22 protein-coding genes are annotated in these 20,322 nt (G+C 40.8%); 21 read left to right on the forward strand and 1 reads right to left on the reverse strand.

Annotation, left to right across the window (positions count from 1 at the left end):
* The 6 genes from NTZ93_04785 to NTZ93_04810 all read left to right on the forward strand — a co-directional run.
* Window positions 1–881: hypothetical protein (locus NTZ93_04785; GenBank protein MCX6817153.1), on the forward strand; the 881-nt coding region annotated here is incomplete at its 5' end.
* A 114-nt stretch (window positions 882–995) separates the two neighbouring features.
* Window positions 996–1,907: a DHH family phosphoesterase gene (locus tag NTZ93_04790; protein ID MCX6817154.1), complete on the forward strand. Its 912-nt coding sequence runs from the start codon at window positions 996–998 to the stop codon at window positions 1,905–1,907.
* A 159-nt stretch (window positions 1,908–2,066) separates the two neighbouring features.
* On the forward strand, window positions 2,067–2,501 hold the full coding sequence (locus NTZ93_04795; protein ID MCX6817155.1) for a GatB/YqeY domain-containing protein: 435 nt from the start codon (window positions 2,067–2,069) through the stop codon (window positions 2,499–2,501).
* A complete protein-coding gene (gene ybeY / locus NTZ93_04800; GenBank protein MCX6817156.1) occupies window positions 2,498–2,749 on the forward strand; it encodes an rRNA maturation RNase YbeY in 252 nt (83 codons plus the stop codon). The genes NTZ93_04795 and ybeY overlap by 4 nt, the downstream gene beginning before the upstream one ends.
* Window positions 2,746–4,170 (forward strand): DNA polymerase III subunit gamma/tau, encoded by a 1,425-nt coding sequence (gene dnaX / locus NTZ93_04805; protein MCX6817157.1) that lies wholly within the window; start codon window positions 2,746–2,748, stop codon window positions 4,168–4,170. Before ybeY ends, dnaX begins: the two co-directional genes overlap by 4 nt.
* Before the next feature lies 1 nt (window position 4,171).
* The gene (locus tag NTZ93_04810) at window positions 4,172–4,468 is read left to right on the forward strand and encodes a YbaB/EbfC family nucleoid-associated protein (GenBank protein MCX6817158.1); all 297 of its coding nucleotides are present in this window, start codon (window positions 4,172–4,174) and stop codon (window positions 4,466–4,468) included.
* A gap of 2 nt (window positions 4,469–4,470) precedes the next feature.
* Here the strand turns inward: NTZ93_04810 and NTZ93_04815 are convergent, their stop codons facing one another.
* Window positions 4,471–5,259 (reverse strand): SAM-dependent chlorinase/fluorinase, encoded by a 789-nt coding sequence (locus NTZ93_04815; protein MCX6817159.1) that lies wholly within the window; start codon window positions 5,257–5,259, stop codon window positions 4,471–4,473.
* A gap of 23 nt (window positions 5,260–5,282) precedes the next feature.
* On the opposite strand from NTZ93_04815, the gene recR reads away from it, so the two are divergent.
* The 15 genes from recR to purH all read left to right on the forward strand — a co-directional run.
* On the forward strand, window positions 5,283–5,903 hold the full coding sequence (recR, locus tag NTZ93_04820; protein ID MCX6817160.1) for a recombination mediator RecR: 621 nt from the start codon (window positions 5,283–5,285) through the stop codon (window positions 5,901–5,903).
* Between the two features lie 2 nt (window positions 5,904–5,905).
* Window positions 5,906–6,478 (forward strand): hypothetical protein, encoded by a 573-nt coding sequence (locus NTZ93_04825; protein MCX6817161.1) that lies wholly within the window; start codon window positions 5,906–5,908, stop codon window positions 6,476–6,478.
* A gap of 3 nt (window positions 6,479–6,481) precedes the next feature.
* On the forward strand, window positions 6,482–6,919 hold the full coding sequence (locus NTZ93_04830; GenBank protein MCX6817162.1) for a hypothetical protein: 438 nt from the start codon (window positions 6,482–6,484) through the stop codon (window positions 6,917–6,919).
* Window positions 6,920–6,922: 3 nt separating this feature from the next.
* Window positions 6,923–8,311: a cysteine--tRNA ligase gene (gene cysS, locus NTZ93_04835; protein MCX6817163.1), complete on the forward strand. Its 1,389-nt coding sequence runs from the start codon at window positions 6,923–6,925 to the stop codon at window positions 8,309–8,311.
* A 43-nt stretch (window positions 8,312–8,354) separates the two neighbouring features.
* Window positions 8,355–9,704 (forward strand): amidophosphoribosyltransferase, encoded by a 1,350-nt coding sequence (gene purF / locus NTZ93_04840; protein MCX6817164.1) that lies wholly within the window; start codon window positions 8,355–8,357, stop codon window positions 9,702–9,704.
* A 5-nt stretch (window positions 9,705–9,709) separates the two neighbouring features.
* Entirely contained in the window at window positions 9,710–10,540 is an 831-nt protein-coding gene (locus tag NTZ93_04845) for a bifunctional 5,10-methylenetetrahydrofolate dehydrogenase/5,10-methenyltetrahydrofolate cyclohydrolase (GenBank protein MCX6817165.1), read from the forward strand.
* The gene (locus tag NTZ93_04850; protein ID MCX6817166.1) at window positions 10,537–11,142 is read left to right on the forward strand and encodes a formyltransferase family protein; all 606 of its coding nucleotides are present in this window, start codon (window positions 10,537–10,539) and stop codon (window positions 11,140–11,142) included. The genes NTZ93_04845 and NTZ93_04850 overlap by 4 nt, the downstream gene beginning before the upstream one ends.
* The gene (gene purD, locus NTZ93_04855; protein MCX6817167.1) at window positions 11,130–12,362 is read left to right on the forward strand and encodes a phosphoribosylamine--glycine ligase; all 1,233 of its coding nucleotides are present in this window, start codon (window positions 11,130–11,132) and stop codon (window positions 12,360–12,362) included. The genes NTZ93_04850 and purD overlap by 13 nt, the downstream gene beginning before the upstream one ends.
* On the forward strand, window positions 12,355–15,102 hold the full coding sequence (gene purL, locus NTZ93_04860) for a phosphoribosylformylglycinamidine synthase subunit PurL (protein MCX6817168.1): 2,748 nt from the start codon (window positions 12,355–12,357) through the stop codon (window positions 15,100–15,102). The genes purD and purL overlap by 8 nt, the downstream gene beginning before the upstream one ends.
* Window positions 15,102–15,824, forward strand: a complete 723-nt coding sequence (locus NTZ93_04865) for a phosphoribosylformylglycinamidine synthase subunit PurQ (protein MCX6817169.1) — start codon at window positions 15,102–15,104, stop codon at window positions 15,822–15,824. The genes purL and NTZ93_04865 overlap by 1 nt, the downstream gene beginning before the upstream one ends.
* A 1-nt stretch (window position 15,825) precedes the next feature.
* Window positions 15,826–16,683 (forward strand): M24 family metallopeptidase, encoded by an 858-nt coding sequence (locus tag NTZ93_04870; protein ID MCX6817170.1) that lies wholly within the window; start codon window positions 15,826–15,828, stop codon window positions 16,681–16,683.
* Window position 16,684: 1 nt separating this feature from the next.
* Window positions 16,685–17,776, forward strand: a complete 1,092-nt coding sequence (locus tag NTZ93_04875; protein MCX6817171.1) for a phosphoribosylformylglycinamidine cyclo-ligase — start codon at window positions 16,685–16,687, stop codon at window positions 17,774–17,776.
* Entirely contained in the window at window positions 17,764–19,083 is a 1,320-nt protein-coding gene (locus NTZ93_04880) for a phosphoribosylaminoimidazolesuccinocarboxamide synthase (GenBank protein MCX6817172.1), read from the forward strand. The genes NTZ93_04875 and NTZ93_04880 overlap by 13 nt, the downstream gene beginning before the upstream one ends.
* Entirely contained in the window at window positions 19,080–20,018 is a 939-nt protein-coding gene (locus NTZ93_04885) for a hypothetical protein (GenBank protein MCX6817173.1), read from the forward strand. The genes NTZ93_04880 and NTZ93_04885 overlap by 4 nt, the downstream gene beginning before the upstream one ends.
* Window positions 20,003–20,322: bifunctional phosphoribosylaminoimidazolecarboxamide formyltransferase/IMP cyclohydrolase (gene purH / locus NTZ93_04890; protein ID MCX6817174.1), on the forward strand; the 320-nt coding region annotated here is incomplete at its 3' end. The genes NTZ93_04885 and purH, both read left to right, overlap by 16 nt.

The raw sequence follows: 20,322 nt of genomic DNA on the forward strand, positions 1-20,322 counted from the left end.
TGGTGACCAAGATTAATCAGATTATAAGAGAGGAAATGAATGCGGTTAACGGGCAGGAGATGTTAATGCCGTTATTGCACCCTAAGGAACTTTGGAATGAAACCGGGCGCTGGGAGAAGGCAGACGAGATTATGTACAAACTGAAAGACAAGCGGGAACGCGAGTATGTTTTATCGTTTACCCATGAGGAAATTGTGATGGATTTACTGCGAAAAAATATTGTGAGCTACAAAGATTTACCGGTAGCGGTTTATCACTTTTCGACCAAATTCAGAAACGAAGCCCGGGCCAGGTCAGGGATTTTAAGAGGCCGGGAGTTTATGATGAAGGATTTGTACAGCGCCCATACGGATGAAAAAGATTTAATGGATTATTACGAAAAAGTTAAAAAAGCGTATGGGAAAATTTTTACGAGATTAGGTTTTATGATTAAGGTAACGGAAGCGGCCGGGGGCGTGTTTACTGACAAAAATACCCATGAGTTTCAGGTTTTAAGCGAGGGGGGAGAAGACACGATTTATTACTGCGATAGTTGTGACTGGTCACAAAACCAGGAGATTTTTAAAGGGAAAGAAGGGGGTAAATGCCCGGATTGCAAGAAGGGAAAAATTATTAAAGCCAGGGCGATCGAAGTGGGCAACATTTTCCCTTTAGGAACCTGGTATGCCCAAAAAATGGGCATGTTTTACACTGATAAAAAAGGCGAGAAAAAACCGGTTTGGTTCGGCAGTTACGGCATCGGGCCAACCAGAGTAATGGGGGCGTTAGTGGAAGTTAATCATGATGATAAGGGAATGATTTGGCCAAAAGCGGTAGCGCCATATCAAGCGCACTTAATTAATTTACTTCGCGGATGCGGACTTAATCGGGATACCGGTTAGATTGGTGGTGTCGGAAAAAACCCTTCGACAAAGCTCAGGGCAAGTAAAATTAGAGTGGAAAAAAAGAGATTCTAACAAGACAGAACTTTTGGATTTGGGGGAGGTAATCAAGCGGTGCCAGACAAATTGATTGTTACCCACATTTTTCCGGATTTGGATGCGATTGCCAGCGTGTGGTTGTTGCAGCGGTTTGATGATGATTTAAAAACCGCCAAACTGGAGTTTGTTCCGGCCGGAAAAACTTATCAAAACCAAGCAGTGGACTCTGATCCGACGCTAATTCATGTGGATACGGGCATGGGCAGATTTGACCATCACCAAGACAATGAAAGAACTTGTGCGGCTAAGCTCGTCTTTAATTATTTAAAGAGCCAAAAAAAGATTAGTTTAAAATATCAAAGTGCTTTAGAAAGGTTAATTGAGATTGTGACTCAAGCGGACCAGTTTGAAGATTTTTATTGGGAAAAACCCAGCGATGACCGTTATGAGTTTTTCCTGCAATATTTACTGGATAATTTTAAGTTATCAGGCAAGTTAAACGATACGGAATTAGTTTATCAGGGGATGGCGCTTCTGGACGCGGTTTTATTCGGCTTAAGGCAGAAAATTGAATCGGAAAAAGAAATCGCCAAGGGAATTAAATTTAAATCAAAATGGGGCCGGAGTTTGGGGGTAGAAACGCAGATTATTTTTGACATTAAATTGGCCCACAAACTGGGTTTTAATTTAGTAGTGCGCAAAGAAACGGAGACGGGGTTTGTGTCAATTAAGTCACAGCCAAAGAAAGACCTAGATCTAGGTGAAGTTTATGACGAACTAAAAAAAGCGGATAGCCAAGCGGACTGGTTTTTTCATTCCAGTCGGCATATAATTTCTAATGGCTCGCGGCATAACAAAAATGTTAAACCGAGCCGTTTAAGTTTAAAAGAAATTATCGAGATAATAAAGAATATCAATCCGCCAGTTGGCGGAAAAGGGGGTGTTTTAAACGACAATGTCCATCATCGTCAAGGCGCAGCCAGGTGATTCAACTGACCAGTTAATCCGGAATTTCAAAAAGAAAGTTTTGCAGGACCAATTGTTAACGGAATTGAAAGACCGAGAGTTTTATAAAAAACCCTCAATGATTAAAAAAGAAAAAATGTCCGAATTTAAACGGTTAAAAAAACGCCGAAAAAAACTCAGATGCTTACGACAGCGACAATAACCAAAAGCTTAACAGCGGCGATGCTGAAAAAAGATGCCTTGCGGGTGTCGGTTTTGCGGCTGGCTTTGGCGGCGGTGAATAATGAAAAAATCGCCAAAGGCCGAGAGTTGGATGAAGCGGAAATAATCGCCTTGCTGCAAAAAGAGGTAAAAAAGCGACACGAAGCAATTGCGCTTTATAACCAAGGTAAACGGCCGGAATTGGCTCAAAAAGAAGCGGCTGAAATTAAAATTATCAATGAATATTTGCCGGCAATGATGGGTGAAAAAGAGTTGGGGGAATTAGTTAAAGCGATGAAGAAAAAAGGCGAGTTAGGAACCGATTTTGGCCAGGCGATGAGAACGGTAATGGCCAAGGTTAAAGGCAAAGCGGAGGGGAAATTGGTGGCCCAAATAGTGAAACAAGAGCTATGAAAGTAGTGGCGGAAGTTTCTTTTGTTGATGAGGTGGAAATTAAAAAGTTAAATTTTAAGTATCGAAAGATTAATCAGCCGACGGATGTTTTGTCGTTTCCCTTAGAAAATATGCAAGCCGGGCCGGATAAAATTATCCGCCTGGGCGATATTGTGATTTGCCGCCAACAGGCAAAGAAAAAAGGCCATAGTGTCGCTTTTTTAATTAAGCACGCTATGCTACATTTGTTGGGGGTTCATCATAAATGACTTTATATTTAAAATACCGGCCGCAAAAAATTAAAGAACTGGATCTGGAGTCAGTCCGGAAAACCTTAGGGGAAGTCCTGGCATCAAAAAATATTCCCCATGCTTGGTTATTCAGCGGGCCAAAAGGCACGGGCAAGACTTCCAGCGCCAGAATTTTAGCGAAAGTGGTTAACTGTTTGTCACGCAAAGGAGCAGAGCCGTGCAACAAGTGCAATAGTTGTCAGTTGTTCGGTTCGGGCAGATCTTTAGATTTAATTGAAATCGACGCGGCTTCGAACCGGGGAATTGACGACATCCGCGATTTACGGGAGAAAATTAAGCTGTCGCCTGCTCAAGCAAAATACAAAATTTATATTATTGACGAAGCGCACATGCTGACGGCCGAGGCGTTTAACGCGCTGTTAAAAACCTTAGAGGAGCCGCCGGCGCACGCCAAGTTTATTTTATGCACGACAGAAATAAATAGACTGCCGGCAACAATTGTGTCGCGTTGCTTTCAGGTTAAGTTTAACAAGGCAACAACCTCAGAAATTGTCCGTTCTTTGGAACGGGCAATCAAAGGGGAAGGGATAAAAATCAGGCCGGAAGACGTGGGGAAAATTGCTAAAAACAGCGATGGTAGTTTCCGGGATGCGGTGAAAATTTTAGAAGAATTAACCCAAACTGGGAAAACGATCAGTTCTAAACGGGTAGCAGAAGTGTTGGAAAAAGGGTTAGCCGGACAAGACTTAGATGATTGGTTGGTAATGGTTTATCATGGGGAAAAAGCCAAGGCATTAGATTGGTTTAACAAAGCGTTAAATGAGGGATTGGACGTTAGGCAATTTATCGTGACAGCTTTAGACCGGCTGCGGGAGATTTTGCTGAGACGTTTGGGAATAAGCGTAGAGGCTGAGGAGATTCCGGCAATTGATGATTTGGAAAAATTAAAAAAATTAATTGTCAAGCTGCTGCAGGTCGGTAAGGAAATGAAAGGGGCGGTGATTGAAAGCCTAGCGATAGAATTAATGATAGCGGAGTTGGAAGAGTCCCGATCCGAAGATCGAGGATCCACGACTGAAAAGTCGGGACAAAAACCATTAGTTAATAAATTAGGAAAATTAAGCCTGGAGACGGTGTTGGAAAAGTGGGGGCAAGTTTTGGAAGCAGTGCGGCCGCATAATCATAGTTTGGAGGCCTTGCTAAAAGCGACGAAACCGGCAGGTTTTGACGGCAAATGTTTAAACATTCAGGTTTTTTATAAATTTCACAAAGAGCAGTTGGAGTTGGACCGCTACCGGCAAATAATTGAGGAGACGATTGCCAAAGTGTTAGCCTACCCGGTAACGGTAAAATATTATTTAGGAGAGAGAAAATCCCGATCGATAGTCAAAACAGAATCAGAAAAAATAGAAGAAATTTTTACGAAGGGGGTGAATTAAAGTGTTTGATAAAGTCAAACAATTAGCCAACTTAAAAAAGATGCGCGACCAGGCGATGGCGATCCAGAAGCAACTAGCCCAGGAAGAAATTGAGATTAACGAAGACAACATTAAAATTGTGATCAGCGGTGACCAAAAATTAAAATTATTGGAAATTGACGGTTTAACTAACGAGAGGGTTTTAGAATTGATTAACAAAGCCATTAAAAAATCACAGGAGATGGCGGCCAAAAAATTAGCAGAAATGAGCGGCGGTTTAAGCGGTTTATTAAAAGGCCAAAGTCCATTAGGAGAATAGAGTTAGATTTTTTCGATTCGAAACTTGGTTTCCACCGGGGGATTTAAGAATTGGCGGGAAGCATTGCCGGAGCGTAAAAATATTTCCATAAACGGATCGTCGCCGCCGGAACTGCCGGGAGCAAAGGCCATATCGCCGGATTTTACTTCAAAATTGCCGTTGGCATAAATACCGGTTTGATAAATATGATTAATGACCATGCGGATTTTGGCGCCGGCCGTTAGTTTGATCTGTGAGCGGCGGGTGGTGGTTTTAATGTTGCCGTAGGGATCGATGTGGCTGATGCGGTTTTCCGGGATGGCCGGAATACTGTCAACCGTGACCGGTTTACCTAAATATTGATTGGTTTTGCCTTTGATAATACCGGCGGCGGCGTAGGGATAAAAGTCACGGGAGCGGAACTGGGAACCATGATTTTGGGTTTTGATAAGACGGAATTTGACAATTTCATCTTTAACGAAACTAAAACACCAGCCGGCATCAACAGCGCAGATTTGAGCGTTGTTTTTAAGACGGGCATATTTAAACAATTCACCGGCATTGGCCTCCCGTTTTTTGTGGTCGTCTTTTCTGGGGGCAGTATTAGAGTAAATAAAGAGATTGTGGCTGGGATTATAAACAGCCAACTGGGCAATAAAAAAGCCGGTGTTTAAGGTGGAAAACGGCGGAGTGGAGAGCGGGTAAAGTTCCACATCGGGTAGAAGAAATTTAAACCTTTGAATGACTTCGGCAAAGGACAGATCGCCGGTGCCGTAGTCAGCGATCAGATGAATATAAGGCAAAGAACTCATAAATTGTATGATATACTGGCGCTATGAAGATCGCAAGAGCTATAAATAGGATGATTGAAGCTTTGGAGAAACTGCCGGGAATCGGACCAAAAACGGCGCAAAGACTGACTTTTTATTTACTCCATAATCCGCAAGCAGAGCTGGATAAATTCAGTCAGGCAATTTACCTATTAAAAAAGGATACCAAGGAATGTCCGGTGTGTTTTAATGTGGGCGAAAAAGATGTTTGTGAAATTTGTTTGGATCGGAGCCGGGACCAGACAAAGATTTGCGTGGTGGAGCAACCATTGGATATTTTGGCGATTGAAAAAGGCGGTTTTTACAATGGTTTATACCATGTTTTAGGCGGGGCGATTTCCCCCTTAAATAATATCGGGCCGGAAGAGTTGCGCATCCGGGAACTGTTGAAAAGAGTGAAAGATGATAAAATAACGGAAGTTATCCTGGCGACTAACCCAAATATGGAAGGGGAAGCGACCGCCATGTATATAGCCAAACAAATGTCCCCGCCAAAGGGCGGGCAGGTACATTATAAAGGTTTACAAATTACCAGATTGGGCCGGGGATTGCCGATCGGGGCAGATTTAGAATACGCAGACGAGCAGACTTTAAGTCGGGCGTTTGAAGGCCGAAGAGGGATGTAATTATGAAAGTTTTTTTCACCGCCAGCCCCAGAGGAAAAAAGAAAGACCTGAATCAAAACTACCAGAGGATCTACGAACTTTTAGAAAAATTAGGTTGTGTTCATTTGTCGGATTTTATTAAAAAAGTTGAACCGAAAGAATTTTCATTGAGTACGGAAGAGGAAAGAATTGAGAATTATAAAAAAACCGTGAAAATAATTAAAGAGGCGGATTTGATTGTTTTAGAAACTTCTTTGCATAGTTTGGCAACAGGTTATATTGCCAATTTGGCACTGGACTTGGGAAAACCGGTCATTGCCTTACACGCAGAAAAAAGAAAACCGTATTTTTTGTTAGGAATTCAAAATGAAAAGTTACAAGTGGTGGAATATTCTTTGAGTTCTTTGAAAGATGTTTTGAAAAATGCGGTAGAATATGCAGGGGAAAAAATTGATACGAGATTTAACTTCTTTATTTCACCGACGATCGGTAATTATCTAAATTGGATTGCCAAGCATAGGAAATTACCCAGGGCCGTGTATTTAAGAAAATTGATTGAGCAAGACATGGAAGAGAACAAAGATTACAATAAATAGTATATGCCCAAAGGGAACAGTGTTAGCGGCGATGTCTTTGGGGAACTATTGGAAACTGTCAAACAAACAGTGAAGGCCGGAGCAAAAGTTGTTCAACCGGAGAAGATATCAGCGACGAAAACACATCAACAGAAAACTGATGATTCTGAAGAAAAAACCCGGGCTGAACAGATTAGAAGATTGGCGGAAGTGGATAAAAAACAATCTAGGCAGGCTTACGAAGAAATTCAAAATGAAATTAAAATGATCAGAAAAAGACAAGCAGCAACACCGCGTAAATATGTGGTGGCGGCGACCGGATATGATAAAGAGCAACACGAAAATCCGGAAAGTTTTTGGGATAAAATGAAGAAAAAGAAGGAGACAATGAAGAAAAAACTGCCGTTGACAAGTAAACAGGGCATGGGAACGGGAGAAATAACCCGGGGGGTCAGCGGATAAATTATGTTAAAAATCTACAATACATTGTTCCGTAAAATAGAAGAGTTTAAGCCGCTAAATCCACCTAAAGTTGGAATGTATATTTGTGGACCAACAGTATATGACTATGCTCATCTTGGCCATGCCCGGACTTATACTAATTCGGATGTTTTGGTGAGAACATTAAGGTGGTTTGGTTATCAAGTCAAAGTGGTGATGAATATTACTGACGTGGGGCATTTAACCAGCCAGGCAGACACGGGCGAGGACAAGGTAGAAAAAAAGGCGAGGCTGGAAAATAAAACTGCCCAAGAAATTGCTAAATATTACACCGATGATTTTTGGCAGATGTGTGTGGGCTTAAATATTTTAAAGCCGGATATTATTACTCCGGCGACACAACATATTCCGACGATGATTAACCTAATAAAAACTTTGGAGCAAAAAGGCTTTGTTTATAAAACCGATGACGGAATTTATTTTGACACCAGTAAGTTAGCGGATTATGGTCGATTAGGACGGATAGATATTAAAGGGTTACAGGTGGGTTGGCGGGTGGAAAAAAGACAGAAAAAACATCCAACTGATTTTGCTTTGTGGAAATTTTCCCCTTCTCCGTCAGCCGACGGATCAGGGCAAGCCCAGCGTCAAATGGAGTGGGAAAGCCCATGGGGGATTGGCTTCCCGGGGTGGCACATTGAGTGTTCGGCAATGAGCATGAAATATTTAGGAGAGACTTTGGATATTCATACTGGCGGAGTAGACCACATTCCGGTGCACCACACCAACGAGATCGCTCAAAGCGAAGCGGCTACCGGCAAACAATTTGTCCGCTATTGGTTTCATAGTAATTTTTTGGACATTGATGGAGCCAAGATGAGTAAAAGTTTGGGTAACTTTTATCGGGTGAAAGACTTGATAGATAAAGGTTACGAGCCGTTGGCGTTACGGTATTTATTTTTAACCGGTCATTACCGGACAAAAATGAATTTTACCTGGAAGGCGTTGGATGGGGCGCAAGAGGCTTACAAAAAATTAAAAGCATTAATTAGCGAGTGGGTAGATGAGCCGAAAGTTAACTTTGATAATAAATTTAATAATCAATTTAAAACAGCGATTGAAAATGATTTAAATTTACCGCAAGCGCTAGCAGTGGTATGGGAGATGGTAAAAAGTCCTATTGCTAGCGGAAATAAGTTAGCCTTGATCCAAGAATGGGACAAAGTTTTAGGGTTGAATTTAGGGCAAAAGGGCATTAGGGCAAAAGGGCAAAAGATGTCGGAAGAAATTAAAAAATTAATTAATTTAAGAGAAAAATTAAGGCAAGAAAAAAAATGGCAAGAGGCGGATGAGTTAAGAAAACAAAATGAAGCCCAAGGCCATCAAGTTAAAGATGAAAAAATTAAGGCTTGACAAGTTAAAGGGTAAGACGATAAAGTGAGTTAGGACTGGAAGAATGCATGAAGCGTGTGGAATTTTCGGAATTTTTGCTCCCCAAGAAGACGTGGCCAGGCTGATTTTTTATGGACTGATTGCCCTGCAGCATCGGGGTCAGGAATCGGCCGGAATTGCCACAGCGGACTATAAAACAGTTAGCTGTTATCGAGGGATGGGCTTGGTGAATCAGGTGTTTAAAGAAGGTATGATTAAAAAACTTAAGGGAAAGTTAGGAATTGGTCATACCCGTTATTCAACTGAAGGCTCATCGATTTTAAAAAATGCGCAGCCGGTGGTATTAAATTCTCAGTTTGGTGATTTGGCTTTGGCACACAACGGCAATTTGGTCAACTACAAAGAATTAAAAAAATACTTATTAAAAAAAGGCCACGCTTTAAACAGTGAACTGGACTCAGAGTTAATTTTAAGACTTATTATTGCTATGCCGGGAAAAACTCTAAGAGAAAAAATTATTAAAGGAATCGAGTTGATTAAAGGCGCTTTTTCTTTGGTGATGATTACCAAAGATAAACTTTATATGATTCGGGATCAGTGGGGGATTCGGCCGTTAGTCATCGGCAGGATTAACGGTCAAGCTTGGTTGGCGGCTTCAGAATCAGTGGCGATTGAATCCATTGGGGGTCGAGTGGTTAGAGAAGTTCGTCCGGGAGAGATGATGGAAATTTCTAAAAAAGGCCTGGAGAGTTTTTATCAGGTTAAAAATCAAAAAACCGGGTTTTGTATTTTTGAATATGTTTATTTTTCCCGACCCGACAGCACAATGAATGGACGATTGGTATACAGTGCCAGATTTATGGCGGGCAGGATTTTGGCTAAGGAATATCCGGTTAAAGCTGACTTTGTGATGAGTGTTCCGGATTCAGGGACTTCGGCGGCGTTGGGTTATGGTCGGCAAAGCGGTTTGCCGTTTCAGGAAGGTTTGATAAAAAGCCGTTATGTAGGCCGGACGTTTATTCAACCCAGCCAGCGGATTAGGGATTTAGGAGTCAGCTTAAAATTTAATCCTTTAAAAGAAATTTTAAAAGGGAAAAGGGTAGTGGTGGTGGATGATTCGATTGTCCGGGGAACAACAATTGCCCAGTTGGTTAGTCTTTTAAAAAAAGCCGGCGCTCGCCAGGTCCATCTGCGTATTGCCAGCCCACCATTTAAAAATGTTTGTTTTTTGGGGATTGATGTTTCCAAATATGCTGAATTGATTGCCAGTAAGCATGATTTAAAGAAAATTAAAACTAAATTAGGAGCGGATAGTTTGGGTTATCTATCTTTATCCGGCTTAAAACAAGCGATCGGAAAAACTGATTGCCAGTTTTGCACAGGCTGTTTTAATAGTGATTATCCGGTAAAATAGAGAATATGACATTGATTATTGATGGAAAACAAATGGCTCTAAAAAAAGAGCAGGAGTTAAAAGTGAAGTTAAAGGGGAGAAAAGCAGTTTTAGTGAGCCTGGTGGCTAAAGAAGACGTTAAGGGGCTTTTATACACCAAACTTAAACGGGAAGCGGCGGGGAGAATCGGTTTGGTTTTTCAGCAAGAAATATTTTCGTTAGCCGATAGTCGAGGAGCAATAGAATTAATGCGGGAAATCAGGAAAGAGCCGTTAGCTGGTTTAATTGTGCAAAAACCCGGTCAAGAGCTAGGAAGAAAGTATTTTAAGACAAAAGAAGATTTTAAAGCGTGGTGGTTAGCGATGACGGATTTGATCCCAGAAGGAGTAGATGTTGATGCTTTAAAGCCTCAGACTTTAGGAAAAATTGTTATCGGTAAATCTAAATATTATCCGGCGACAGTGATGGCAGTTTGGCAGGTTTTATTAATGGCTTTTAAGGAAAAGGAGTTAATGGGGAAAACAGTTGTGATTTTGGGATCGTCAGAAATTTTAGGTAAGCCTTTGGCGCTTTTATTACGGGATAAAGGGATGGCGGTGATTCTATTGGGATCCGGTTGTTGTCAGGCCGATCGATTAATGAAAGAAGCAGATGTGGTAATTGGGGCGGCCGGATACCCTAAAATTATCACTGAAGAAAAAGTTAAACCAGGAGCGGTAGTAATTGATGCCGCCGGTGGTGATGTGGATTTTACCAACGTAAAAAAGAAAGCCAGCCTAATTACTCCACCAACCGGCGGGATTGGGCCATTAACAGTAGTTAATTTATTGGCAAATTTGGTAGAAAATTTACAATGAAGAATTTAGCGGTTTTAATTTCGAATACCGGCACAGGTACAAACTTAAAGGCAATTATCAAAGCGATAAAAACTAAAAAATTGAAAGCAAAAATTATGGTGGTGGTGGGTGATACGGATAAAGCCTTGGGTTTAAAGCACGCTAAACAACATAATATACCAATTCAAATAATTAAAGTAAAAGATAACTTAGTAGAAATATTAAAAAATAAATTTTCAGTAGATTATGTTTGTTTGGCAGGTTGGAAGAAAATTATCCCGAATGAATTAATTAAGGCTTTTCCTAACAAAATTTTTAATATCCACCCGGGTTTAATCCCAAATAAACTGGATGGTCAAGTAATCAATCCTGACGGGACGGTCGGCTTATGGAACAGGGGAAAATTGGCAGAAAAGGCGATTGAGAATTTTTTAAATAAAAAAGCGACTTATGCCGGATCGTCAGTACATTGGTTGAGTGAGCAGTTTGATTTTGGAAAGGTTTTAACGCGATGTTTTGAACCGATAAAACCTGGCGATACCGTACAATCGCTTTATAAACGATTAAAGAAAAAAGAAAATAAAATTTATGTGGAGTCTTTAATTTCCATATGCAAGTACTAAAAATTTTAATTGTGGGAGCTGGTGGCCGAGAACACGCTTTGGCGTGGAAAATTAAACAATCGCCGTTGGTAAAAAAGATTTTTATTGCGCCGGGAAATGCTGGGACAGCGACTCTCGGAGAAAATGTGGAGATTAAAATTGATGATTTACGGGGTCTACTTAAATTTGCCATAAAAGAAAAAATTGATCTAACGGTGGTGGGTCCGGAAGCGCCACTGGTTTTAGGGATTGCGGATTTATTTAAAAAAAATGGTTTAAAAATATTTGGTCCGACGAAAAAAGCGGCTTGTTTAGAAGGCTCAAAGATTTTTGCCAAAAAACTGCTGCAGCGGTTAAAAATTCCCACCGCTAAATTTAAAGCTTTTAATAATTTAATTAAAGCCAGGAATTATTTAAAAACAGTCAGTTTCCCAATTGTCGTTAAGGCGGATGGGTTGGCGGCCGGTAAGGGAGTAGTGGTGGCGAAAAATTACCAAGAAGCCGAAAAAGCCTTAACTAAAAGAGTGGTAATTGAAGAATGCTTGATCGGTCAGGAAGTGTCTATAATTTGTTTGACAGACGGTAAGACAATTTTGCCGTTGTTAGCGGCACAGGATCATAAAGCCATCGGTGATCATGACCAAGGACCAAATACCGGCGGTATGGGCGCTTATGCGCCAACGCCAATGGTGAGTCGGACTTTAATTAATCAAATTAACGATAAAATTTTAAAAAAGGTGATTTTGGGGATGAATCAAATTAGTCGGCCATACCAGGGAGTTCTATATGCCGGTTTAATGTTAACAAAGGTCGGCCCTAAAGTGCTGGAATTTAACTGTCGCTTCGGCGACCCGGAAACTCAGCCACAGATGGTTTTACTAAAATCTGATTTAGTTAAGTTGATGCTAGGCGTAGTGGCAGGAAAATTAGCAAAAGAAAAAATAGAGTTTCAAAAAGGGTTTGCGGTGGGAGTGGTGATAGCTTCCCAAGGTTATCCCGGCGAGTATAAAACCGGCTATCCGATTTACGGCTTAAAGAAAAATTCAGCGATATTTCAATCCGGCACGAAGTTAGTTAACGGTCAAGTGGTAACCAGTGGGGGAAGAGTAGTATGTGTGATTGGTAAAGCAAAAAGTTTAAGGGGGGCACTCAAAGCTGCCTATGCTCAAGTTAAAAAAATTAAGTTTAAAAATAGATATTTTCGTAAGGATATTGGACAGAAAGGGTTAATCCATGGTTAGGCAAATTTTTGTGATTGATAAACAAAACCAGGTTTTGGTGCAAGTGTATAAAATTGATAAAAATTTGAGCGCAAAGGATTGCCAGAAAGTCGGGGAAAGATTAATTAATCCGGTGATTCAGGAGTTTGAAGTTGATAAATTGGGGTTGTTAAAAAGATCTAAATGGTGGGCAGAAATTAGTTTTTTGCCGGGCGTGACGGATAATGTGGCCACGACTAGTCAGGAAATTATCAGCGATTTATTAAAAATAAAATTTACCAACAGGGAGAGAGTTTATACCTCTCAACTAATTTTTAATAAAAAGAAGCTTGAGGAAATTTCCGCTAATCCTTTAATCCAAAAAGTAACCATTAATCAGCGGCAAGAAACACCAAGAGTGAAATTATCTGGTAAAAAAACTGTGGAAAAAGTTAATCTGGAGGTTAGTGATAATCAGCTGGAAATTTTAGGGAAACAAGGAATTAAAAATAGGGGACCATTAGCTTTAGATTTGAATGAACTAAGAACTATTAGAGAATATTTTCGGCAAGAAGAACGATTACCAACCGATATTGAGTTGGAAGCGATTGCCCAAACTTGGTCGGAGCACTGCCAGCATAAAATTTTTAAAGATTTATTTAAAAAATATATCAAAGCGGCCACGGACAAAATTAATAAACGTTTTTGCGTCTCTGTTTTTACGGATAACTCTGGAGCAATTGAGCTGGATAAAGATTGGCTGGTGACGCATAAAGTAGAAACTCACAACAGCCCATCGGCATTAGATCCTTTTGGAGGAGCGATTACCGGCATCGTCGGGGTGAATCGGGACACAATTGGCTTTGGTTTAGGGGCAAAACCAGTAGCAAATATATATGGATTTTGTTTAGCTGAGCCAGATGATAAGAGACAATTTTACCGTGATCAAAAATTAACCCGGCCACTTTTGTCAGCGAGGAGGATTTTTGACGGAGTGGTAAAAGGGGTAAATAGTGGCGGCAACTGCTCGGGGATTCCCACGCCATTAGGCTGGTTATATTTTGATGATAGTTACCGGGGGAAACCGTTGGTGTTTGTGGGAACAGTCGGAGTGATACCCAAAAAAAAAGGCAAGAGATGGCTGTATCAAAAAAAAGCGAAAGTGGACGATTACATCGTGATGGTGGGTGGCCGGGTGGGGTTAGACGGAATTCACGGAGCGACTTTTTCTTCTGAGAGTTTGAATCGCGGCAGCCCGGCTTCAGCAGTGCAAATCGGCGATCCGATTACTCAAAAAAAATTAAGCGATGCGTTGGTGAAAGAAGCCCGGGATCAGAATCTATATAACAGTATTACTGACAATGGGGCCGGTGGTTTGTCCTGCAGTGTGGCGGAGATGGCTAAAGAAACTAATGGTTTTGAAGTGGAGTTAACTAAGGTGCCGGTGAAATATTCGGGGTTGGCGCCGTGGCAAATTTGGATTTCCGAATCGCAGGAAAGAATGACTTTGGCCGTTCCCAAAAATAAATGGCGAAAATTTAAAAAATTGATGGAAAAAAGAGGCGTGGAAGCGACAGTGATTGGCAGGTTTACGAATTCCAGTAGAGGGATAGTGAAATATCAAGGTAAAAAAATTATGGATTTAGATATTAAGTGGTTGCATGACGGTTGGCCAAAGAAACAACTTAACCCAGTTTATGTAAAAAATAAATTTAAAGAGCCGAAATTAGTGGCAAAGAAAGATTTAACACAGACACTTTTAAAAATGCTGAGACAGCCTAACTTGAGTAGTTTTGAATTTATCAGCCGGCAGTATGACCATGAAGTGCAAGGCGGTTCGGTGATTAAACCGTTGCAGGGCAAAGGTAAAATTAACGCTGAAGCCGTGGTGGTCAGACCGATTTTAAGTTCGTCAAAAGGAGTAGTGTTGTCAGCGGGAATTAATCCAAGATTAAGTTTAATTGATCCTTACCAAATGGCAGGGAATGCGATTGATGCGGCGGTCAGAAATGCAGTTAGTGTGGGCGCAAATTTTGACAAAATTGCGCTTCTCGATAATTTTTGCTGGTGCAGCAGTGACGAAGCGCAAAAACAGGGAGAGCTAAAGCGGGCAGTGGAGGCTTGTTATGATGTAGCGGTTATTTATCAAACACCCTTTATTTCCGGTAAAGACAGTATGTTTAATGATTTTAGTGGTTTTGATAAAAATGGTCAGTCCGTAAAGATTTCGATATTGCCAACATTGCTCATTTCCAGCATCGGAATAATTGATGATATTACGAAAGCGGTTTCGATTGATTTTAAATTCCCGGGAGATTTAATTTATATTTTAGGGGAAACTAAAAATGAGTTGGGCGGGTCGGAATATTTTAAGATGAGGGGATATGTCGGCAATAATTTGCCTAAAGTGGAGACAGACAAAAATAAGAGGTTGTATCAAGCCTTAGCAACAGCAATTCATAGGAGATTAGTGGCATCGAGTATCAGCATTAACCGCGGCGGATTGGGAATAGCGTTAACCAAAAGCGCGATGGCCAGTGATTTGGGCCTGAAAATTAAGTTAACCAATGACGGTTATAGTTTGTTTTCCGAAAGCAGCGGGGGGGTGGTAGTAACTATTAATCCCAAAAATAAATTAATGTTTGAAAAAATCATGGATGGTAATTTTTATCAGCTAGTTGGGAAAGTGACTCATCAGCCACAAATATTAATCGGTGATTTTGTAAAGGTGTCGGTAGCGAGAGCATTGCAGGCTTATAAATTAAGATTTAAAAATTTCTGATGTCGAAAGTTAAAATTTTAATTTTATCCGGGTACGGGCTTAACTGTGAAGAGGAGACCGCTTTTGGTTTTAACCAAGTTGGCGGTCAGGCGGAAATTGTTCATATTAATGACTTAATTGCCAAAGATAAAAAATTAGCCAATTATCAAATTTTGGTCTTACCGGGCGGTTTTTCTTACGGCGACGACACCGCTTCCGGCAATGCCATGGCCAATCGGTTGCGTAATCACCTGTGGCCGCAATTACAAGAATTTATTAAACAAAAGAAATTAATTTTAGGGATTTGTAATGGTTTTCAAATTTTGGTTTATCTTGGAGTATTTGGGCGAGTGGCCTTAAGGTGGAATCAGACGGGCAGACTGGTAGATACTTGGGTGGATTTGAAAGTGGGAGGAAAAACTCCGTGGTTAAAAGGAATTAAAAAATTAAGTTTGCCGGTAGCGCACGGTGAAGGCAGGTTTTACACAAAAATTAAAGTAAAAGCAGCCTTAAAATATATTAATAATACCAATCCTAACGGAGCGATGCAGGATATTGCCGGAATAACCGATGAATCAGGGAGGATTTTGGGTTTGATGCCGCATCCGGAAAGGGCGCAATTTTTTACCCAATTGCCGGATTGGCCGCTTTCCAAAGAAAGATTGCTGCGGCAGGGAAAATCATTGCCTAAATTCGGCCCGGGCTTAAAAATCTTCCAAAACGGAGTAAACTATTTTAGATAATATGCTTGACAAAGTCTGTGAAAAAACAAGAGCAACTGCTAGTGAAGCTTTATTGAAAGTGATTAGACAGATTTGGGGAAAAAGTTTTTCCGAAAGGCAGTTAAAAGATTTATGGATGGAGGAATTAAGAAAAAGTGAAAGATTGTTTCCTAGTGGTTGGTATTGCCCGCCCCCGGAAGGCTGCGGAGTTTTGATAGGCAATGAGAATAATCCAGGAAGACTAAATTATGATACTTTAAGGAAAGAGGGAATTTGGCCACAGGCGAATATTAAATTTAATATCAAAACCGGTCTTGCTTATATTTTTGCTTCGCCGGTAGATAAGGAAACCGGCATTATCGGCGACTTTGGACTGACAGTCTATGCCGGGAAAGATAAGGAAATAATAAACCATTTTAAAAGAGTTTATTTAGTTAATCAGCAGATTGTTGGGGAAATAAGATCCGGCTTAAAGGTAAGTGAGGTTTATAACAAGGCAATCCATATTTTTTCAGCAGTTAATTTAACTAACAATGTCCGCAGCAGCACAGACATAGTGGGAACGAATATTGGCCATAGCATTCCCGGGACTTTAGACCCTTATTCAGAAACAGAATTAGCCGTGATTAAAAGTGATAACTGGCAAGCGGCCGGCGACTTAATTAGCCAGAAAAGAGTGTTTTTTAATGGAAAAACAGATTATGTTTTTAAGCCGGGAGATTGTTTTACGCTTGAACCAAGATTAACTGATCTAAAAACACCAAATTTGCCAATGGTTTCTTTTCATACAATTATGAGAGTAACGGCAGACGGAGCAGAGTTAATAGAGAATTTTGATAAGATTTTTCTAGCAACTAAAATGGATTATATGGTGGTTTAAGATGAAATACGCGGATATTGAAGGATTAGCTAAAAAAGACGCTTTTAAAAAAGGGATTATTGGCTTGGTAAAATCATCGGGTAAAAATTTATTGGCAAGTAAGATCAGGTTGGTACCGGAGTCTTTAGGTGAACCGGCCGCCTTACTGGATTTTTTGAAAGAAGATTTTTATTTAGCTTTCAAAACTGACGGAGTGGGAACTAAAAGTTTGATTGCGGAAACGATGGCGGAAATGGCCAGAAAAAAGAAATGGCCGAAACAAAGAATTATTAATCTTTATTCCGGTTTAGGAATTGATTTAATTGCGTCGAATGTGAATGATTTAATTTGTTTAGGGGCGACGCCGTTGGCTTTATCCGATGAAGTGGCGGTGGGCTATTACCAAAAATTTCTGGAGGTTGATTTTGTTAGTGGTTTATTAAAAGGATTAAAAAAAGGCTGTGAAGAGGCCAGAATTACCATTCCCTGCGGCGAGTCGCCCACAATGACGGATGTAATTAAAAAAAATGCTTCGAGCATTACCGGTTCGGCGATCGGCATTATCCGGCCGAAAAAAAAGGCGATTTTTGGCCAGAATTTAACTGCTGGTGACGCGATTTTTGGTTTAAGCTCCAGCGGCATTCATACCAACGGTTTAAGTCTGGCCAGGAAGATAGCGGAGAAGTTACCGCAAGGATATTTCACCGCCTTTGGCAGGCAAACCGCGGGTGAAGAACTGCTAACACCTACCAGAATTTATGTGCGGCCGGTTTTAGAAATGATTGATCAATTGGAAATTCATTACATCAGCCATATTTCCGGCAGCGCTTTTAGAAAAGTGTCTCGTGCCAAAAAACCGTTTACCTATGTAATTGATAATTTACCGCAACCACCGAAGATTTTAACCGCTTTACAAAAATGGGGGAAAGTGAGCAATAAGGAGGCTTACGAAACTTGGAATATGGGTGTAGGAATAATCTTGATAGCGCCGTTAAATCAGGAAGAAAAAATGCGGACAATTTGCCGGAAATACAACGTTGGGCTAGTTAGACTTGGTTGGTTAGAACGTGGATCAAAAAAAGTGATTATTAAAGAAGGTTTATGGCAGTATTAAAAGAAATTAATTTAACCGGTTTTGGCAAAAGATATCAGGGGAAAGTGAGAGATTTTTATGTGGTTGGCAATAAAAGAATTTTAATCACGACTGACAGAATTTCGGCTTTTGACAGGGTCTTAGGTTTAATTGAAGATAAGGGCCAGGTATTAAATCAACTGGCGGCATTTTGGTTTGATAAAACCAAAGATATTATTCCCAATCATTTATTAGCTGTGCCGGATCCAAATGTTTTGGTTGCCAAAAATTGTCAGGCATATCCGGTGGAGATGGTGGTGAGGGGGTATATCAGCGGGGTGACTCATACTTCACTCTGGTACAATTACTTTCAAGGTAAAAGACTGCTTTATGGTATGAAATTTCCTGACGGTTTAAAGAAAAATCAAAAGCTGGCCAAGCCGGTAATTACGCCGACAACGAGAGGGACAGGTGTCGGCGGGCACGATGAGCAGATTAGTAAAGCCGAGATCATCAAAAGAAAAATTATCAGCCGTAAAGTTTATGAAGAAATGGAAAAAGCGGCTTTAGCTTTATTTAAAAGGGGGTCAGAAATCTGCGACAAAGCCGGTTTAATTTTAGTGGATACCAAGTACGAGTTTGGTGATGACAAGGGAAAACTGACTTTAATTGATGAAATTCATACGCCGGATTCCTCCCGCTTTTGGATTAAAAAGAGCTATGAGAAAAGAATGAAGAAAGGGTTAGAGCCGGAAAATTTTGATAAAGAGTTTTTTCGGTTGTGGTATAACCAGAGGAATTATTATGGTGACGGCCAGCCACCGAAAATGCCGGCGGCTTTTAAGCAGAAAATCAGCCAGCGTTACCAGCAAATTTATGAGAAAATTACCGGTGAAAAATTGGTCAGAGCAAAAGGGGATATCAGTATGAGGATTAAAAATAATTTGGCCATTTTAACTGACCAGGTGGTGATTATCAGCGGCAGTGTGAAGGATAAAGAGTTTGTAACGAAGATCGAAACAGAATTAAAAAACTTAAAACTAAGGTTTAGAACTTATTACGCTTCGGCCCATAAACAGCCGTTAGCTGTACTTCAATTAATTAAACAATACAGTTTGTTTGGAAATAAAGTGGTGATGATTACAGTGGCCGGTCGGAGTAACGCTTTGTCCGGTTTCGTGGCGGCTAACTGTCAACTGCCGGTGATTGCCTGTCCGCCGTTTAAGGATAGACACGATTATTTGATTAATATTCATTCCAGTTTACAGATGCCATCTCAAGTGCCGGTGATGACGGTAATTGATCCGGGCAATGCGGCTTTAGCGGCGAAAAGGATTTTAAGCGTATGAAAAAAATCAAATTACGTTACGGAGAAAATCCCCATCAGCAAGGGTGGATAAAAAAAATAGTGACAAGTGATCCGCTGGCTTGGTTTAAGTTTAAAAAGTTGCAGGGGAAAGAACTGTCTTTTAATAATTACTTGGATATGGATGCGGCAGTGACGGCTTTGAGTTTTATCGGCCAAACTCAAGCGGCATGTGTAATTATCAAGCACACTAATCCTTGCGGCGCCAGCCGGGGAGAAAAGCTAGACAAAATATTTTTACAAGCTTGGGAAGGGGATAGTTTAGCGGCTTTTGGTGGAATTGTAGCAATTAATCGGCCGGTGGATGACAAATTAGCGGAATTAATGTTGGCAGACAAACGCTTTTTTGAAATCCTGCTTTGTCCGGCAATATCAACCGAAGCTTTAAAAATAATGAGCCGGAAAAAAGATTTGCGAATTTTAGTTAATCCGGCTTTATCCGTTCCCGTGCCGAATAAGGCTTTGGACCGGCGGGAAATCCGGGGAGGGCTTTTGGAGCAAGAGCGGGATATTTATAAGCTACAGAAAAAAGATTGGCGGGTAGTGACTAAAGTTCAGCCTACCCCGCAACAAGTTCAGGATATGCTGATGGCTTGGGAAATTTGCCGCGTGTCAAAGTCCAACACCATTGCTTTGGTGAAAGATCAACAATTAGTGGCTAACGGCGTTGGTCAGCAGGACCGGGTTCGCTGCTGTCAGTTGGCAGTAAGTAAGGCCTGGCCGGGAAGCGTAATCGGTGCAGTGGCGGCTTCGGACGCTTTTTTCCCGTTTAGCGACGGTCCAGGGGTGTTAATTAAAGCCGGAGTAAAAGCGATTATTCAGTCGGGCGGTTCAATCAGGGACCAGGAAACAATTGATTTAGCTAATCAGAAAAAAATCAGCATGATTTTTACAGGAATAAGATGTTTCAAGCATTGACAGTTTTGATCAGCGTTTACGACAAAACCGGGCTAATAAAATTAGTGGATCAATTAAGCCGGAAGTATAAATTGAAATTAATTTCTACCGGCGGAACGGCGAAATATTTAAAATCTAAGGGCTTTAAAGTGAGGGAAGTGGCTCAAGTGACCGGTTTTCCGGAAATTTTAGGCGGCCGGGTAAAAACTTTGCACCCGAAAATAATGGGGGGAATTTTGGCAGAAAAAAATAACCGACAACATCTTAAGGAGTTGAAAAAGTTAAGGATTGATCCGATTGATATGGTAGTGGTGAATTTATATCC

This window comes from Candidatus Beckwithbacteria bacterium (assembly GCA_026397255.1).
GTDB lineage: Bacteria > Patescibacteriota > Microgenomatia > UBA1400 > CG1-02-47-37 > JAPLVF01.

What these genes read in the sequence shown, in the direction of transcription:
- NTZ93_04870 (MCX6817170.1), top strand. Translation starts at nt 15,826, where the DNA reads ATGCTTGACAAAGTCTGTGAAAAAACAAGAGCAACTGCTAGTGAAGCT.
- NTZ93_04815 (MCX6817159.1), bottom strand. Translation starts at nt 5,259, where the DNA reads ATGAGTTCTTTGCCTTATATTCATCTGATCGCTGACTACGGCACCGGC.
- NTZ93_04880 (MCX6817172.1), top strand. Translation starts at nt 17,764, where the DNA reads ATGGCAGTATTAAAAGAAATTAATTTAACCGGTTTTGGCAAAAGATAT.
- purL (MCX6817168.1), top strand. Translation starts at nt 12,355, where the DNA reads ATGGTTAGGCAAATTTTTGTGATTGATAAACAAAACCAGGTTTTGGTG.
- NTZ93_04865 (MCX6817169.1), top strand. Translation starts at nt 15,102, where the DNA reads ATGTCGAAAGTTAAAATTTTAATTTTATCCGGGTACGGGCTTAACTGT.
- NTZ93_04875 (MCX6817171.1), top strand. Translation starts at nt 16,685, where the DNA reads ATGAAATACGCGGATATTGAAGGATTAGCTAAAAAAGACGCTTTTAAA.
- NTZ93_04850 (MCX6817166.1), top strand. Translation starts at nt 10,537, where the DNA reads ATGAAGAATTTAGCGGTTTTAATTTCGAATACCGGCACAGGTACAAAC.
- dnaX (MCX6817157.1), top strand. Translation starts at nt 2,746, where the DNA reads ATGACTTTATATTTAAAATACCGGCCGCAAAAAATTAAAGAACTGGAT.
- NTZ93_04885 (MCX6817173.1), top strand. Translation starts at nt 19,080, where the DNA reads ATGAAAAAAATCAAATTACGTTACGGAGAAAATCCCCATCAGCAAGGG.
- NTZ93_04825 (MCX6817161.1), top strand. Translation starts at nt 5,906, where the DNA reads ATGAAAGTTTTTTTCACCGCCAGCCCCAGAGGAAAAAAGAAAGACCTG.
- recR (MCX6817160.1), top strand. Translation starts at nt 5,283, where the DNA reads ATGAAGATCGCAAGAGCTATAAATAGGATGATTGAAGCTTTGGAGAAA.
- NTZ93_04795 (MCX6817155.1), top strand. Translation starts at nt 2,067, where the DNA reads ATGCTTACGACAGCGACAATAACCAAAAGCTTAACAGCGGCGATGCTG.
- purD (MCX6817167.1), top strand. Translation starts at nt 11,130, where the DNA reads ATGCAAGTACTAAAAATTTTAATTGTGGGAGCTGGTGGCCGAGAACAC.
- ybeY (MCX6817156.1), top strand. Translation starts at nt 2,498, where the DNA reads ATGAAAGTAGTGGCGGAAGTTTCTTTTGTTGATGAGGTGGAAATTAAA.
- NTZ93_04830 (MCX6817162.1), top strand. Translation starts at nt 6,482, where the DNA reads ATGCCCAAAGGGAACAGTGTTAGCGGCGATGTCTTTGGGGAACTATTG.
- cysS (MCX6817163.1), top strand. Translation starts at nt 6,923, where the DNA reads ATGTTAAAAATCTACAATACATTGTTCCGTAAAATAGAAGAGTTTAAG.
- purF (MCX6817164.1), top strand. Translation starts at nt 8,355, where the DNA reads ATGCATGAAGCGTGTGGAATTTTCGGAATTTTTGCTCCCCAAGAAGAC.
- NTZ93_04845 (MCX6817165.1), top strand. Translation starts at nt 9,710, where the DNA reads ATGACATTGATTATTGATGGAAAACAAATGGCTCTAAAAAAAGAGCAG.